This is a genomic window from Roseateles sp., assembly GCF_046300915.1.
In the GTDB taxonomy this organism is placed as follows: Bacteria; Pseudomonadota; Gammaproteobacteria; order Burkholderiales; family Burkholderiaceae_C; genus Kinneretia.
On sequence record NZ_JBKCLH010000055.1, the window covers coordinates 1 to 14,219 of the forward strand.

Genomic DNA, 14,219 nt, shown 5'->3' on the forward strand with positions numbered 1-14,219 from the left:
CCTCGAAGGGCAGGTTCTTTCCGAACAGCCCGGCGTCCGGCCCCACCGCCGGCAGCTCGCCGACGAAGAGCGCGAAGTCGCCGTGCGGGTGGCGGATCATGTAGCTCCAGGCCGGGTTGCCGCCCGGCAGCTCGGGCCGGCTGGGCCAGCGCAGCGAGGCCATGACCTGCTTGGGCAGGCGCTCCACGCGCAGGCGCTGGTTGCTCCCAGCGCCCGTCTCGGCCACGGGCTTGAGCGGCTCGGGCACGGCCGCCGGCTCCACGCTGAGCACCGAGCCCAGCACGCTATTGGGCCGGTAGGTGGCCAGGCCCTTGAGCCCGCTCTTCCAGGCCTGGGTGTAGAGGTCCTGGAAGTCGGCGTAGGGATAGTCGGCCGGCACATTGACCGTCTTGGAGATCGAGGTGTCGATGTACGGCGCCACCGCGGCCACCATGGCCGCATGGTCGGCCGCGCGCAGCTCCAGCGCGGTGACAAAGGCCTCGGACAGCGGGGCCTGCTCGCCGTAGAGATGGCGGTACAGGCGCCAGGCATGGTCCTCGACCTGGTACTCCTTGAAGCCGCCGCCCTCGGCCTGGCCCAGGCGCTTCTTGCGCGTGTAGGCCCAGCTGAAGGCGGGCTCGATGCCATTGCTGGCGTTGTCGGCAAAAGCCAGGCTGATGGTGCCGGTGGGCGCGATGGAGAGCAGGTGGGAGTTGCGCAGGCCCTGGCCACGGATCTTGTCCTTCAGGCCCTGGGGCAGCCGCGAGGCGAAGTTGCCGCCCGAGAGATAGAGATCGGCGTTGAAGAGCGGGAAGGCGCCCTTCTCCTGGGCCAGATCGGCCGAGGCGCCGTAGGCGGCGTCGCGCATGAGCTCGCTGATGCGGCGCGCCTGCTCGCGCGCGGGCTCGCTGTCGTAGCGCAGATTGAGCATGACCAGGGCGTCACCCAGGCCGGTAAAACCCAGACCGATGCGGCGCTTGTTGCGCGCCTCCAAGTCTTGGGCCGGCAGGGGCCAGGGCGTGGCTTCGAGCACGTTGTCCAGCATGCGGGTGGCCACGGCGCAGACCTCGGCGAACTCGGCCTCGTCAAAACGGGCCTGGGGCGTGAAGGGCTCGCGCACGAAGAGCGTCAGGTTCACCGAGCCCAGGCAGCAGCAGCCATAGGGGGGCAGGGGTTGCTCAGCGCAGGGGTTGGTGGCCGCGATGGTTTCGCAGTAGTAGAGGTTGTTGTCGTTGTTGATGCGGTCCAGGAAGAGCACGCCGGGCTCGGCATGGTCATAGGTGCTGCGCATGATCTGGTCCCAGAGCTCGCGCGCCGGGGTCTTGCGATAGACCCACAGGCCATCGGCACGCTGATAGGCGCCGGCCGCCTTCTGAGCCTCGCTGGGCGTGGCCGCATGCACCAGCTCGACCGACGCCCCTTCCAGCACCGTGTGCATGAAGGCATCCGTCACGCCCACCGAGATATTGAAATTGCGCAGATCGCCCTGGTCCTTGGCGTGGATGAACTCCTCGATGTCCGGGTGGTCGCAGCGCAGCACGCCCATCTGGGCGCCGCGTCGCGCTCCGGCACTCTCCACGGTCTCGCAGCTGCGGTCGAAGACGCGCATATAGCTCACCGGACCGGAGGCATGGCTGCGGGTGGAGCCCACCCAGGCGCCCTTGGGGCGGATGCGGCTGAAGTCATAGCCCACGCCGCCGCCGCGGCGCATGGTTTCGGCCGCTTCGGTCAGGGCGGTGTAAATGCCCGGAACCCCGTCCTCGGCGGTGGCGATGGAGTCGCCCACCGGCTGCACAAAGCAGTTGATCAGGGTGGCCGCCAGCTCGGTGCCGGCGGCCGAGAGAATGCGACCGGCCGGTATGAAGCCGCGGCGCTGAGCGTCCAGGAAGCGCGCCGTCCAGGCCGCGCGCTGGTCCGGCGCTTCCACCTCGGCCAGGGCCCGCGCCACGCGCAGCCTGACCTCGTCAAGCGCCCGCTCCTCGCCCTTCGCGTACTTCTCCTGCAACACCTCGGCGCTGATTTCCTGGGCCGGAAGCGCCGCCAGGCTGGCCGGCGACGCGGGAGAAAAAGAGGGGTCGAGCGAGGGGGCGGGCATGGGACGGACTCCTGTGCGATAGCCAAACCCGCCGAAACTGGCGGGTGAGGGATCTTCAGGCCATCTTAGTCAGCCGACCTTGATCCCGCTCATCGAACAAGCCCGCTTGACGGCGGATGCCGATCCCCCTCGACGCCCAACTCAGACCTTGCGGCGAACGCGCCCCAACAGGCCCAAGCCGGCCAGGCCCAGGGCCATCAGCGCGTAGCTGCCCGGCTCAGGCACGGCTGAGACCTGCACCTCCAGCAGGGGACGCAGCGACTGGGTGGCGAACTCGCTGCTGCGGATGTCGATGCCATTGGTGCCCGAGGCAAAGGGGTTCAGCAGCCAGCCGTGGTTGGCCAGCAGACCCGACTGCATCTGCTGCAGCGAGGCCGTGACATCCAGGCTGAGCCAGCCGGTCGCGACATTGGCGCTGCTGTTGTTGGCGCCCACGCTGGCCAGGGCTGCAGCGGAGGCCTCGAGGCCATTGGTCTGCACGCCATTGGCCATACTGTTCCAGGTGACCGTGCCCTGCTGCCAGCTCTGCAGCATCTGATGCAGGCTGAAGCCGCTGCCCACATCAAAGACATTCAGCTTGAGCGTGGCCGAGACGATCTTGTCGGTGGATTTGATCTGCTGGGCGCCGGTGCCGAAGAGGCTGTCGAAGCGGATCAGGCCCTGGTTGGGCTTGTTGCCCGGGCTGCCGTCGTCGCCGTCGATGCTCAGAAAGTCCAGGCCGCCGAAGTTGCGGCCGCGCGAGTCACCGTTGCTGCTTTGGCCCGCGCCGGTGGCGGTCTCGTTGCTGCGGATCATGCTGTCCTGGGTGCCGGCATAGCCATTGAGGCCTTGCTGGAAGCTCAGGGTCTGTTCGAGCGGCGCGGCGCTGGCGGCCACGCAGGTTGCGGCCAGCATCAGGCCGGCCAGGGTCTTGAGACGATGGTTCATGGTCGATGTTCTTTCCTGAGAAGCGCCGGAACGCACGGCGTCCCGGCTATCTGCGCGCGATTCAGGCCGGCTTGCGGCGACGCGCCACAAAGCCCACGGCAGCCAGGCCGGCCAGCATCAGGGCATAGGTGCCGGGCTCGGGCACGGCCACGGTGATGCGGAAGGTGTCACCCACCTGCTGACCCGACAGGTCCAGGGTCCAGTTGCTGGCCGCCGCGGTACCCAGCGGATTGCCGATGTAGAACTCGGTCGTCACGCCCGGATCGCTGAACTTGGCCCAGAGGCGATCGGCGCCGTAGCCGCTTTGCGACACGGCCTGGAAGCCGTCGGTGCCCAGGCTGCCGGCGGGCAGCGCGAAACGCGCGCCCTCCAGGCGCAGGCTCACGCCCTCGAAGCCCAGGCCGCTGAGGTTGCGCACCAGGGCGTTGAAGCTCAGAGCGCCTGGGGCCAGGTCTTGCGCCTCGATGGCGAAGCTCAGGCTCACCTGGCTGCGCTGGACGAAGTCCAGGTCAAAGCCCAGCAGGCCGGGGCTGGAAAAGTCGGTGGCGCTCACGCCGGTGCCGTTGGCGCCCAGATACTGGGCGGCCTGGGCTTGGGCGCCCAGGCCCAGCAGGGCGGCGCAGATCAGGGTCTTGCTGAATTTCATGATGGGATTCCTTGCAGACTTGGGGCGATGCGGCAACGGGGCCGGGCTCAGAACGGACCCTTGGCCCAGGGGCCGCTGATCGCAAAGGTGATGCCGGGCGTCTGGATGTTGACGAAGAGATAACGGCCCGTGGGATCGAAGCAGGCGCCACAGAACTCGGCGTTGCGGTTGTCACCGGCCAGGCTGGCCAGCTTGCCCGCGGCGCTCAGCTGAGCGGCGCCAAGGCTGACGTTGTTCTTGGCAAAGATGAAGGTCTCGCCCTCGGCGCCCAGACCCATGAGGCGGGAACCGCGGCCATAGCTGTCGGTGGCACCGCCGCCGTCCTCGCAGATCACGATGCCGCCGCGCGGGCTGACGCAGAGGTTGTCGCCGTTGTCGCCCGAGAGCTCGGAGCCACTGGCAAAGATGCACAGCATCTCCTGGCTGGCCAGGTCCAGCTCCCAGATGGCGCCGCGGTTGACCGGGCCACCCGCGGTGTCCATCACATAGACCTTGCCGGCGTGGTACCAGATGCCTTCGCCCCGGTTCATGCGCAGCGCGCCCTGGGCCCAGCCCTGCACAAAGGGGCCGGCGCAGTTGCTGATGGTCGCGCCGTTGACGGCAATGGCCGTGCCGCGGTCTTGATCGGGGTCGGCGATGTCCACCCACTCCAGCTCATAGACCTGGTCCAGCTCGGCCGGAGCGATATTGACGTTGTTCTGTCCCTTGACCTTGGCCATCTGCAGCTTGCCGCCCTGGGCCAGGCTACCCAGGCGGCCGGGCAGCACGTCGGGGATGTAGCGGTAGAAGCCCGATTTGCCGGACAGGTCCTCGGTCAGGTAGGCAATGCCGCTGGCCGGGTCGATGGCCACCGCCTCGTGGCCGAAGCGGCCCATGCCCACGATGGGTTGGCCGGTGGTCTGGCTGGGATCGGCCGCGCACTCGAACACATAGCCATGCTTCTTGCCCTGGGTGCTGACGCTGTCGGAGCTGACCTCCTCGCAGCTCAGCCAGGTGCCCCAGGGGGTGGGACCGCCGGCGCAGTTGGTGCGGGTGCCACCCAGATTGGCGTCGGTGCGGACCCAGTTGCCGTCACGGAAGACCAGATTGGTGGTGCCGCCGTTGAAGTAATTGCTGCCGGACATGCCGGTGTCGTAGACGGCGGGGGCGCCGAAGTAGCTGGCGTCGGGGCCGGTCGAGACCTCGTGATTGCGGATCAGGACCAGCTCGGTGCTGCGGCCGACGCGGCGGCTCTGCACCACGGCCATGCCGTCGTGGGCGCGCGGCGTGGGCTTGCCATTGCTCATGGCGTCACCGGTCCAGCCATAGCTCTTGTAGCTGAAGCCTGCGGGCAGCTGCAGCAGGGGCAGGCCCGTGCTCAGGTCATTGACCGGGGCGATGGGGCCGTAGGGGCCCAGCACCAGGGACGAGGTGCCGGCGGCATGGGCCTGGCGGGCCTGCAGGGCGCCCAGGCTGGCCACAAAGGGCAGGGCCGCGGCGGCCGAGGCGCTGCGCAGCAGGCCGCGGCGCGAGGGGGAAAAGTCTTTGAGAGAGTCGAGGGGCTGGCTCATGTTCACTCCGTAATTGGCGGGCCGCTGCGTCTGCACGCAGCACGCGCCGCATTCTCTGGAGTGACCATGTCGGGCCCATGGTGAGCCCCCTGCCGTTCGGACTAAGCGCAGGGCTGAACTTCAGGTCTCAGAAGGGGTTGAAGCTCTTCTCGCGCCGGTAGTGCACATAGCCCAGACTCACCCCCGCGCGCAGGCCCACGCCCAGACGTATGGGCGCCAGGGTGATGTTGTCCAGGCGCTGGTAGTTGATGCCCGCCCCGCCCACGTAGTAGGCACTGCCATCCACGGCCGGAAAGCGCTGGTAGATGGCGGCACTATTGGGCAGTCGGTAGACCAGGGTGAAGACCTTGGAGGCATTGGCACCGGCATCAAAGCCTATGGACGGTCCGGCCCAGAACACGCGGGCACCGCCACCGCCCTTCATCACCAGCTGGCCCTCGCCATAGCGCAGGCCTATGGTCAGGGCCGCGCTGGCCTCCTCGCCCTTGATGTAGGCGTTGGGGCGGCCCTGTTCCTTGAAGGCCTTCTCGATCACCTTGGCCAGGCCTTCGGTGGTGTTGCCGAAGAAGTCCGTGGCGGCCTTGAGGATGGACTCTTCGTCATAGGTGTTCTTGCCGTCTTCCTTGGCCTGCAGCCCCAGCGGCGCGAGCCCCAGGCCCGCGGCGCCCAGGCGCAGCAGCAGCTCGCGTCGATCGGGGTGGGCGTTCTCATTCATGACATGGCTCCTGGCGCTGCACGGTAGTGCACGGATTTTGACCGCAAGCGGCAGGCGCATGCCGCCCACCCTCGCTCCAAGGTAACAAAGAGAAAACCATGGGCCCGCCCCACCCACCAAAGGGTGAAGCCGCTCTGACTCGATGCCCGCTGCCCCTACACTCGGGCCAGACTCACCGGCGTAGCCCCAGGCGCGGCAGCCGAACACCCAAGCCTCAGCTCTCGACGCCCCTCATTCACCCATGACGAACAAAAAGGACAGCGATCTGCCCCGTCTGGCCCTGGCCCTGGAATATGTGGACATGGGTGCAGCGCTGTATCTGGCGGGCGGAAGCGACCACGCAGCCCGCCTGCTGGCCGCTGCTGCGGAGCGCCTGCTGGGCGATCTATGCCGCATGCTGGGCGAGCAGACGCCGGCCGACGAGCTCCAGAGCCTGCTGCAGCGCTTGGCCGAACGCTACGCCGCGCCGCGCCACGAGGCCTCGGGGCATTTGCAAGCTCGTCAAGGCCATGCGGCCTTGAGCCGCGCCGGCGAGCTCAGTGGCCTGGCCCACGACAAGGCCCGGCAGGAAACCGAAGCCTTTCTGCGCGCCTGCTTCTATCTGCTGGAATCCATAGGCCTGGAGGGTGCCGCCCCCTTGCGCCTGCGGGACGCCATCGAGCTGAGCACCATCTACGCTCACGAAGACTTCTGAGCGCGTCCTGCGCCGCGCTGCGGGGCTCCCGCGCGCCGCGGCGCGGTGCTAGCATCAGGGCGCGCCACCGGGAGATCGCCATCAGCACCGAACGCCGCCAATTCGCCCGCGTCGCCTTTGACGCCAAGGCCCATCTGACCACCACCAGCGAGCGGCTGGCCGTCAGGGTGATTGATCTTTCCCTGAAGGGCGCGCTCCTGCAGCTGCCCGCGCGCGCCTCGCTCAAGCCCGGCGATCCCTGCCTGCTCGCGGTGGAACTGGCCGAGCTGGAGGCAGGCATCTCCATGGCCGGCGAGGTGGCGCATATGGAGCTGGACGGCAAGCGCGTGGGTATGCTGTGCCGCAGCATCGACATCGAGAGCATCACCCATCTGCGGCGCCTGCTGGAGATCAATCTGTGCGACGCGCACCTGCTGGAGCGGGAGCTCAAGGCCTTGATCGCTTCAAACTAGGGGCAGGTCTTGCCCCAGGTTCGGCCTTAGGCCGAACGGACTACAAACACTCCTCCCGGAACATCGAAGCTTCATGGAAGCCTTCGATGATTCTCGACAACACTCAGGAGGAGTCCTCATGCACCACACCCTGTCCCTGCCGGCACTGGCAGCCGCGCTGCTGCTGTCCACCGCCGCGCCCGCCGCCCTGGCCTGGAACACCCTGGACGGCAAGGCACCTCTGATCATCGCCCACCGCGGCGCCTCGGGCCTCTTGCCCGAGCACACGCTGGAGGCCTATGCCAAGGCCATCGAGCTGGGCGCCAACTACATCGAGCCCGACCTGGTCATGACCAAGGACGGCGTGCTGGTGGCCCGCCACGAACCCACCATCGGTGCCACCACCAATGTGGGCAGCATCGCCGCCTTTGCCGACCGCAAGCGGACCAAGACCGTGGACGGCGTGACCAGCAGCGACTGGTACGTCGAAGACTTCACCCTGGCCGAGCTCAAGACCCTGCGCGCGGTGCAGCCCCGTGCCAACCGACCGCAGCAGTACAACGGCCAATTCCAGGTCCCCACGCTGGACGAGGTGATTGCCCTGGCCAAGCAGAAGAGCCTGGAGACCGGCCGAACCATCGGCATCTATCCGGAGCTCAAGCACTCCACTTACATGCAGGGCGTGTCCCAGGGCCTGGGCTTCTCCAAGACCTACTTCGAGGACAAGCTGGTCTCGACCCTGCACGCGGCCTACGGCAATGACCGCAATGCGCCGGTCTTCATCCAGAGCTTCGAGGTGCGCAATCTGCAATACCTCAACACCCGCACCGACATCAAGCTGGTGCAGTTGGTGGACGCCGACGATGTGAACCCCGATGGCTCCCTGTCCCTGGTCGCGCCCTATGCACAGCCCGCCGATGTGGTGGCCGCGGGCGGCAAGCTGAGCTTTGCCGATCTGGTGAGCCCGGTGGGCCTGTCCATGGTGGCCACCTATGCCGACGGCATCGGCCCCTGGAAGCCCTATCTGCTCAAGACCGTGGCCGATGGCGTGGACCGCAACGGCGACGGCGTGGTCAATGGCAAGGACCGCCTGGTGCTGGGCAGCACCGGCGTGATCGAGGCCGCCCACAAGAACGGCCTGCTGGTCCACACCTGGACCATGCGCGATGATGGCGGCCTGCTGGGCTTTTCCGACGGCAAGTCCGAAATCGAGGCCTATCTGAAGCTGGGCGTGGACGGTGTCTTCACCGACTTCACCGCCACCGGCGTAACCGCCCTGGCCGCCGTGCCCGAGCCCGAAACCTATGCCCTGATGACGGCCGGTCTGGCCCTGCTCTGGGCGGCCAAGCGTCGCCGCGAGCAGGACAAGAAGTAAAGCGCTGCCGGCCTCAGGCCAGCAGGAAGTCCCGCAGGACGGCGTAAGCCTCCTGCGGCTTGTCGCGCCAGGTGCCGTGGCCGGCGCCCTGCACGCAGGCGAAATGGCGCCAACGCTCGGGCAGGGCCGCGGCGATCTCGCGCGCATCCTCGATGGGGCAGACGGGGTCCTGGTCGCCCGTCAGCACCAGCACCGGGCAGGCCGCCCGCGCCAGCCCCGGCAGCAGGTCCAGGCCCTGCTTCTCATGCGCCACGAAGTGCAGCAGGATCTCGGTGCGCGCCAGGGTGCGCTCACCGGCCTGCGGGTCCAGCGGTGGCTGGGTGTTGTAGAGGCTGCGGCAGCGGCTCCAGTAAGCCGCCCAGGTCGGCGGGTCGGGCCGGCGCCAGCCGGCCTGGGCCGCGGCGCGGGCCTCGGGGCCCCCCAGCCGTCCAAACCAGTCCAGCTTGCGCTCCAGCCCCATATGGTGGGAGGTGCTGGAGAGAATGACCTTGGCCGCATGGCCGGGGTGGCGGGCGATATAGCGCTGGGCCACAAAGCCGCCAAAACTCTGGCCCAGCACAATGGGCTTCTCGATGCCCAGGGCATCGCTGAGGCGCACGATGTCGTCGGCCCAGGTGTCCAGGGTCCATTCCTCGCTCGGGCGGGCATCGCTGCGGCCATGGCCGCGGTGGTCGTAATAGACGATCTGGGCGATATCGGCCAGGGCGTCAAAACCCGGCTTGAAGGCGCTGTGGTCAAAGCCCGGGCCGCCATGCATGCAGATCAGGGTGGGCTTCTCGCGCATCCGCACCCCGTCGGGCACCAGGCCCGGGCCCTGCACATCCACGAACAGGCGCACACCGCCGCCGATATCAATCCTCATTTCCTGCACTCCTGCTGACCAGCCGGCAAGTATGGGCCAGACCGAGGTGCCCACAGACGGGTTTCGTCGCACTGCGAACCCTGTCCGTCGCATGCCCCACCCCGCACCGGTACGGCACGCGAGAATCCGCGCCATGCCGCCCTCCTCCCGCCTGGCCCTGGTGCAGATCTTCAATCTGCGCACCATCGCCCTCGTCTTCTACCTCTGCCTGGGCATGGCCCTGTCGCGCGCCCTGGGCTGGTATGTGCCCGAGACCCCGGTGTCGGAATGGCTGTACACGGCCGCGCGCTTCACCCGGCAAAGCCTGATCACGGGCCTGAGCCTGCTGGCGGCCGTGGCCCTCACCCGCGCCGGCTGCTGCGCCTGGCCCTGGCCACCCTGCTCAGCGCCCTGATCACGGTGGACGTGGTGCTCTACTTCCAGTCCGACAACAAATACACCCGGGTCGCCACCCGCGAGGGCGAGGCCCTGATCCGCAAGCCGCTCAAGGAGCTGGTGGAGGAGCTGGACCCGCAGCAGTTCTGGCAGATCCATCGCCCCACCCTGGTCAATGCCGGGGCCGTTGCCGGCGTGGTGCGCGACTTCCGCGGCCGCCTGCAGGTCAAGCTCAAGCAGCATGAGGACACCCTGCTGGTGGCGGAGAGCTACGCCCATCTGTTCAAGCAGATGTGAGTGCCCCGGCAGCGCCGGGCCCGCAAGGCTCATCGCTCGGTGACGCGGTTGCCGCTGCCAGCGTCCACCACCCGGACCTTGAGCCCCTTGGGCACCTCGACCCGGTTGCTGTTACCAGCGAAGTCGATCAGATCCAGGGTCACGCCTTCGCGCACCACCACCCGGTTGCTGATGCCGGTGATCAAGAGGCGGCCCACCCGGTTGTCGGAGGCCACGGTCAGCTCGCAGTCCACGCCGGTGACTTCGATGTCATAGCTGCCGCGCTTGTCCACCGTGGCCTTGACCCGCACGCCGTCGAGTGTGTAGACATTGCCCTCGTCGCTGCCTCCGCCGCAGCCCGTGAGCAGCAGGCCCAGGCCGGCGAGGTGGACCAAGGCGGAACGCCGGTGGATCTGGATCGGAGGCTGGCTTGCTCGCATCATCTCTCTCCCTGTGCTGGTGACGATGAAAGCAGTGTCGGCCTGCGGCCATGAAGCAGCCATGAAGAGGCCCCTTGGGCCTTGCGGGGGTGAACGGAGCGCACAATCCGCAGCGATGTCTCAGCTCATGCTCAAGTGCTTACTCTGGGTCGGCGTCCTGCTGCTGCCCCAGCTGACGATGGGCCAGCCCGTGGGCGATCCCGTGGCCGGCCGTGCGGCCTTTGCGCCCTGCGTACGCTGTCATGCCGTGGGGCCTGCGGCGCGCCATGGCTTTGGCCCCCACCTCAATCAGTTGCAGGGCCGGCGCGCGGGAAGCCTTGGCGACTATGCCTATTCGGAGGCCCTGAGGAAGTCTGGCCTGGTCTGGGACGCGGCCACCCTCCACAAGTACATCAAGGACCCCAGCGGCACCGTGCCCGGCACCAAGATGCGCTTCATGGGCTTCGGTTACGACGAGCGCAAGATCGCGGATCTGCTGGCCTATCTGCAGCGCCAGCAGGGGCCAGTACCCTGAGCCCCTAGCGGTCCCAGCGCCCGCCGTAGTGCGACACCAGGCCGCGCCAGAGCGCGTCGGCCTCCCGGCCCATGCTGGTCTGCCCGGCGCGCGGCGTGGCATTGACGGCGGTGTGCACCATCACCAGACGCAGCTGTGGGTCCACGAAGATCATCTGGCCAAAGACACCCAGCAGCGCAAAGCGCCGGGCCTGGCCTGGAAAGGTCCAGAACTGGTAGCCATAGCCAAAGTAAGGCGTGGCGCGTCCGGGCTGAAAAACCAGCGGATGCCGCCGCCAATCGGTCGCCTCCAGGAGATAGTCCCGCGGCAGGACCTGCACGCCGGTATCGGGGCGTCGGCCGTCATTCGCCAGCAGCCAGCCCAGGCGGGCGTAGTCGCGCAAGGTGGCGTTGAAGTTCCCACCCGCGGCCTCCAGGCCGCTGCGGTCGCTCCACCAATAAGCCGTGCTCTCCGCCCCCATGGGCTGCCAGAGCCGGCTCTGCAGATACTCGCTGAGCGACAGTCCCGTGGCACCGCGCAGCACGGCGGCCAGCATGGGCGTCTCGGCGCTGGCGTAGTTGAAACGCTGCCCCTGAGGGGCCACTCGCTCGCTGACCACCGCCGCCGCGCTCTCCAGATCGCCGCGGTGTACCGCCGCGCCAAAGCGCGCCAGATCGTCCTGGCCGTCGTAGCGCTCCTCGAAGCGGGCCCCCGAGGCCATGCGCAGCAGATTGCGCAAGCTGGTCTCACCGTACAAGGTGCCTGCCAGGCGCGGCGCATAGCTGTCGGCCCGGTCATCCAGCGAACGCAGATAGCCTTCCTGCAAGGCCAGGCCCACGGCCAGGGACACCAGGGACTTGGACATGGAGTTGGACAGGAAGCGGTGCTCAGGGCCGCGCTCGTACTGGTAGCGCTCCAGCTGGATCTCGCCGTCCTTGAGTACCAGCAAGCCCATCACCCGCTGGCGGGCCAGATAGTCCTCCACGCCCAGCTCCTGGCCATCGATGCGCCAGCGGAAAGCCGGCTCCTGCGCCGCGCGCGGCAGGGCCAAGGGCATCGGCGCGGGCGCCATGGCATTGGGCTTGCCGCGCACCAGCCCTCGGATCTCGGCCTGGTGGGTGAATGAACCCACCCGCACGGACTCCTGCCAGAACCAGTTGTGCGCCGTGCCCACGGGATAGCCCAGTGCCCGCCCCAGTCTGTCCTCGTCAGGCGCGGCCATGCCCAGCCAGGGCAGCAGGGTCAGGACGAGCGCGACGACAGCTTTCACGGAACCGCAGTGGTGACAGGCAAGGGGCGCAGCATGCCCCAGCCCTTTACTCGACGTCGTCCCCGAAAACTGGGGCAGGTCCGACTTGCGCTATACTCCCCCACTTCGGACGAACCGCAGCCCTGTGCCAACAAGGCTTGCCGCGCAGAGGTTCCCAGCCCTGCCTCTCGTCCCACGGGCCGCTGCACATACGGCCGTCCCGCTGCAAGAAGCACATCCACAAGAAGCAGCGCGAACCGCGGGCGTCCTCATGCCCGGAACATCAGCAGCCACACAGACCGGCCACCCGACCCGCTCCCTGGGGGCCGAATTACCGAACCGCGCCAAGACGGTTGCCACCGATCAAGGCGCACACCTCAAACACATCATGCGTAACAAGAACAGCATTGAGGTGGGGCGTTACCTTGTCTCACCGATGATCAAACCTCATGCCGACGGCGGTTTCAGCGCCGCGGTCTCCATCCGCTCCGGCCGGGGCATGGCCAGCCATGACCGCGTCATGCGCTTCGTGCCGCGCTTCGACAGCCAGGGCGCGGCCCTGCGCTATGCCAAGGCCGAAGGCCTGGCCTGGGTCCAGGCCCACTGAGCTCAGGCTTCGGCCAAGCCAAACGCAAAGGCGCCCCGCGGGGCGCCTTTTTCATGGAACGGCCGCGGCCGCCCGCACCGGTCAGGAGGAGGACTTGGCCGTGTCGGCCGCCCCGCCGCCCAGCACCTTGTAGAGCTGCACGCGGTTCAGGGCCTTGGCCAGGCGCACCTGCAGCAGGGCCTGCTGGGCCGCATAGCTGGCGCGCTGGGCATCCAGCAACTCCAGGGAGTTGGACACGCCGTTGCCGAAGCGCAGCTCCACCAGGGCCAGGCGCTGGGCCTCGGCGCGGGCCTGCTGCTCCTGGCCGCTGAGCTGCTCGTCCAGCGTGGCCAGGCCGGCCAGGGCATCGGCCACCTCGCGGAAGGCGGTCTGCACCGTCTTCTCGTACTGCGCCAGGGCAATGCCCTGGTTGGCCTTGGCCACCTCGATATTGGCCTGGTTGCGCCCGGCATCGAAGATGGGCATCAGGATCTGCGAGGCAAAGCTCCAGGCGCTGTTGCGGAACAGGTCCGAGAGCTGGGTGCTGGCCGTGCCGGCGCTGGCCGTGAGCGTGATGCTGGGGAAGACCGCCGCCCGCGCCGCGCCGATATTGGCGTTGGCCGCGCGCAGCTGCTGCTCGGCCTGCAGCACATCGGGGCGGCTGACCAGCACCTCGGAAGGCAGGCCCGCCGGCACCTGCGGCAGCTGCAGGGCCTGCAGCGGCTGGGCCGCGGGCAGACCGGCCGGCAGGGGCTGGCCCAGCAGCAGCACCAGGGCGTTCTCGGCCTCGTCGCGCGCGCGCTGGGCGGCGGCCAGGCTGGCCCGGGCCGCGCCGGCGGCGGACTCGGCACTGGAGAGATCCAGCTGAGAAGCCGCGCCCACATCGAACTTGGTGCGACTGAGCTTGAGGCTGCCTTCGCGGGTGGCCAGGGTCTGGCGGCTGAGCGTCAGCAACTCCTCGGCGGCCTGCAGATTCAGCTGGGCCGCGGCCACGCCGGCCACCAGGCTCAGGCGGGCGGCACGCTGACCCTCGGCCGTGGCCAGATAGCTGGCCAGGGCGGACTCGCTGTTGTTCTTCAGCTTGCCGAAGAGGTCCAACTCATAGGCCGTGAGCTGCAGACCGGCCTGGTAGACGCTGTTGATATTGCCGCTGCCATTGCTGGCGGGCGAGCGCTGGCCGGAGAGGCCGACGCCAACCGTGGGCCAGCGCGCGGCATCGCTGATGCGGTACTGGGCGCGCGCCTTGTCCACATTCAACAGGGCCACACGCAGATCGCGGTTGTTCTGCAGGGCCAGCTCGATCAGTGCGCGCACACGGGCGTCGCCGGCATAGAACTGCTGCCAGGGCAGCTCGGCGGCCTGGGGCGCCTGGGCAGCCTCGGCCGGCGTGGCGGCGCTGGGCCAGTCGCCCGCCACCGGGGCGGCGGGGCGCTGGTACTCGGGCGCCAGGTTGGCACAACCGGCCAGCAGCAGGGCCGCGGCCAGGGCGCTCAGGGAGGAGAAAGTCTTGTAGCTCTTGTTCATGG

The 14,219-nt window shown here is 68.3% G+C and carries 16 protein-coding genes; 7 read left to right on the plus strand and 9 right to left on the minus strand.

The window, feature by feature from the left end; translation table 11 throughout:
• The 5 genes from ACK5F2_RS03965 to ACK5F2_RS03985 all read right to left on the minus strand — a co-directional run.
• On the minus strand, window positions 1-2,074 hold a 2,074-nt coding region (locus tag ACK5F2_RS03965; RefSeq protein ID WP_409862950.1), incomplete at its 3' end, for an adenosylcobalamin-dependent ribonucleoside-diphosphate reductase.
• Window positions 2,075-2,215: 141 nt separating this feature from the next.
• Window positions 2,216-3,001 carry a DNRLRE domain-containing protein gene (locus ACK5F2_RS03970; RefSeq protein WP_409862951.1) on the minus strand — a complete coding sequence of 262 codons (786 nt, stop codon included), beginning with the start codon at window positions 2,999-3,001 and terminating at the stop codon, window positions 2,216-2,218.
• 61 nt (window positions 3,002-3,062) lie between these two features.
• The gene (locus ACK5F2_RS03975; RefSeq protein ID WP_409862953.1) at window positions 3,063-3,647 is read right to left on the minus strand and encodes a PEP-CTERM sorting domain-containing protein; all 585 of its coding nucleotides are present in this window, start codon (window positions 3,645-3,647) and stop codon (window positions 3,063-3,065) included.
• 47 nt (window positions 3,648-3,694) lie between these two features.
• Window positions 3,695-5,197: a PhoX family protein gene (locus ACK5F2_RS03980; protein WP_409862955.1), complete on the minus strand. Its 1,503-nt coding sequence runs from the start codon at window positions 5,195-5,197 to the stop codon at window positions 3,695-3,697.
• A 127-nt stretch (window positions 5,198-5,324) separates the two neighbouring features.
• A complete protein-coding gene (locus ACK5F2_RS03985) occupies window positions 5,325-5,912 on the minus strand; it encodes a DUF1134 domain-containing protein (protein WP_133605496.1) in 588 nt (195 codons plus the stop codon).
• Window positions 5,913-6,153: 241 nt separating this feature from the next.
• Here ACK5F2_RS03985 and ACK5F2_RS03990 point away from each other — a divergent pair, with 241 nt between their 5' ends.
• The 3 genes from ACK5F2_RS03990 (at window position 6,154) to ACK5F2_RS04000 (ending at window position 8,412) form a co-directional block, all read left to right on the plus strand.
• Window positions 6,154-6,606 carry a hypothetical protein gene (locus tag ACK5F2_RS03990; RefSeq protein WP_409862956.1) on the plus strand — a complete coding sequence of 151 codons (453 nt, stop codon included), beginning with the start codon at window positions 6,154-6,156 and terminating at the stop codon, window positions 6,604-6,606.
• 80 nt (window positions 6,607-6,686) lie between these two features.
• On the plus strand, window positions 6,687-7,058 hold the full coding sequence (locus ACK5F2_RS03995) for a PilZ domain-containing protein (protein ID WP_409862998.1): 372 nt from the start codon (window positions 6,687-6,689) through the stop codon (window positions 7,056-7,058).
• A gap of 118 nt (window positions 7,059-7,176) precedes the next feature.
• Window positions 7,177-8,412, plus strand: coding sequence for a glycerophosphodiester phosphodiesterase family protein (locus tag ACK5F2_RS04000; RefSeq protein ID WP_409862958.1), 1,236 nt, complete (start codon window positions 7,177-7,179; stop codon window positions 8,410-8,412).
• Between the two features lie 13 nt (window positions 8,413-8,425).
• Here ACK5F2_RS04000 and ACK5F2_RS04005 read toward each other — a convergent pair whose 3' ends face one another.
• Entirely contained in the window at window positions 8,426-9,274 is an 849-nt protein-coding gene (locus ACK5F2_RS04005; protein ID WP_409862960.1) for an alpha/beta fold hydrolase, read from the minus strand.
• A 133-nt stretch (window positions 9,275-9,407) separates the two neighbouring features.
• Between ACK5F2_RS04005 and ACK5F2_RS04010 the strand changes: the two genes are divergently transcribed.
• Entirely contained in the window at window positions 9,408-9,668 is a 261-nt protein-coding gene (locus tag ACK5F2_RS04010) for a hypothetical protein (protein WP_409862961.1), read from the plus strand.
• A 5-nt stretch (window positions 9,669-9,673) separates the two neighbouring features.
• Window positions 9,674-9,946 carry a LytTR family DNA-binding domain-containing protein gene (locus ACK5F2_RS04015; RefSeq protein WP_409862963.1) on the plus strand — a complete coding sequence of 91 codons (273 nt, stop codon included), beginning with the start codon at window positions 9,674-9,676 and terminating at the stop codon, window positions 9,944-9,946.
• Between the two features lie 29 nt (window positions 9,947-9,975).
• On the opposite strand, the gene ACK5F2_RS04020 is transcribed toward ACK5F2_RS04015, so the two are convergent.
• Entirely contained in the window at window positions 9,976-10,320 is a 345-nt protein-coding gene (locus ACK5F2_RS04020; protein ID WP_409862964.1) for a DUF3060 domain-containing protein, read from the minus strand.
• A gap of 172 nt (window positions 10,321-10,492) precedes the next feature.
• Between ACK5F2_RS04020 and ACK5F2_RS04025 the strand changes: the two genes are divergently transcribed.
• Window positions 10,493-10,879: a c-type cytochrome gene (locus ACK5F2_RS04025; RefSeq protein WP_409862965.1), complete on the plus strand. Its 387-nt coding sequence runs from the start codon at window positions 10,493-10,495 to the stop codon at window positions 10,877-10,879.
• Between the two features lie 4 nt (window positions 10,880-10,883).
• Here ACK5F2_RS04025 and ACK5F2_RS04030 read toward each other — a convergent pair whose 3' ends face one another.
• A complete protein-coding gene (locus ACK5F2_RS04030; protein WP_409862967.1) occupies window positions 10,884-12,128 on the minus strand; it encodes a serine hydrolase domain-containing protein in 1,245 nt (414 codons plus the stop codon).
• A gap of 367 nt (window positions 12,129-12,495) precedes the next feature.
• On the opposite strand from ACK5F2_RS04030, the gene ACK5F2_RS04035 reads away from it, so the two are divergent.
• A complete protein-coding gene (locus tag ACK5F2_RS04035; protein WP_211343920.1) occupies window positions 12,496-12,714 on the plus strand; it encodes a hypothetical protein in 219 nt (72 codons plus the stop codon).
• Between the two features lie 81 nt (window positions 12,715-12,795).
• On the opposite strand, the gene ACK5F2_RS04040 is transcribed toward ACK5F2_RS04035, so the two are convergent.
• Window positions 12,796-14,217: an efflux transporter outer membrane subunit gene (locus ACK5F2_RS04040; protein WP_409862969.1), complete on the minus strand. Its 1,422-nt coding sequence runs from the start codon at window positions 14,215-14,217 to the stop codon at window positions 12,796-12,798.
• Between the last annotated feature and the right edge of the window lie 2 nt (window positions 14,218-14,219).

Bases quoted from the DNA above. Each gene is read 5' to 3' on its own strand.
- ACK5F2_RS03980 (WP_409862955.1), bottom strand. From the start codon at position 5,197: ATGAGCCAGCCCCTCGACTCTCTCAAAGACTTTTCCCCCTCGCGCCGC.
- ACK5F2_RS03970 (WP_409862951.1), bottom strand. From the start codon at position 3,001: ATGAACCATCGTCTCAAGACCCTGGCCGGCCTGATGCTGGCCGCAACC.
- ACK5F2_RS04010 (WP_409862961.1), top strand. From the start codon at position 9,408: ATGCCGCCCTCCTCCCGCCTGGCCCTGGTGCAGATCTTCAATCTGCGC.
- ACK5F2_RS03985 (WP_133605496.1), bottom strand. From the start codon at position 5,912: ATGAATGAGAACGCCCACCCCGATCGACGCGAGCTGCTGCTGCGCCTG.
- ACK5F2_RS03990 (WP_409862956.1), top strand. From the start codon at position 6,154: ATGACGAACAAAAAGGACAGCGATCTGCCCCGTCTGGCCCTGGCCCTG.
- ACK5F2_RS04000 (WP_409862958.1), top strand. From the start codon at position 7,177: ATGCACCACACCCTGTCCCTGCCGGCACTGGCAGCCGCGCTGCTGCTG.
- ACK5F2_RS03975 (WP_409862953.1), bottom strand. From the start codon at position 3,647: ATGAAATTCAGCAAGACCCTGATCTGCGCCGCCCTGCTGGGCCTGGGC.
- ACK5F2_RS04005 (WP_409862960.1), bottom strand. From the start codon at position 9,274: ATGAGGATTGATATCGGCGGCGGTGTGCGCCTGTTCGTGGATGTGCAG.
- ACK5F2_RS04035 (WP_211343920.1), top strand. From the start codon at position 12,496: ATGCGTAACAAGAACAGCATTGAGGTGGGGCGTTACCTTGTCTCACCG.
- ACK5F2_RS04025 (WP_409862965.1), top strand. From the start codon at position 10,493: ATGCTCAAGTGCTTACTCTGGGTCGGCGTCCTGCTGCTGCCCCAGCTG.
- ACK5F2_RS04040 (WP_409862969.1), bottom strand. From the start codon at position 14,217: ATGAACAAGAGCTACAAGACTTTCTCCTCCCTGAGCGCCCTGGCCGCG.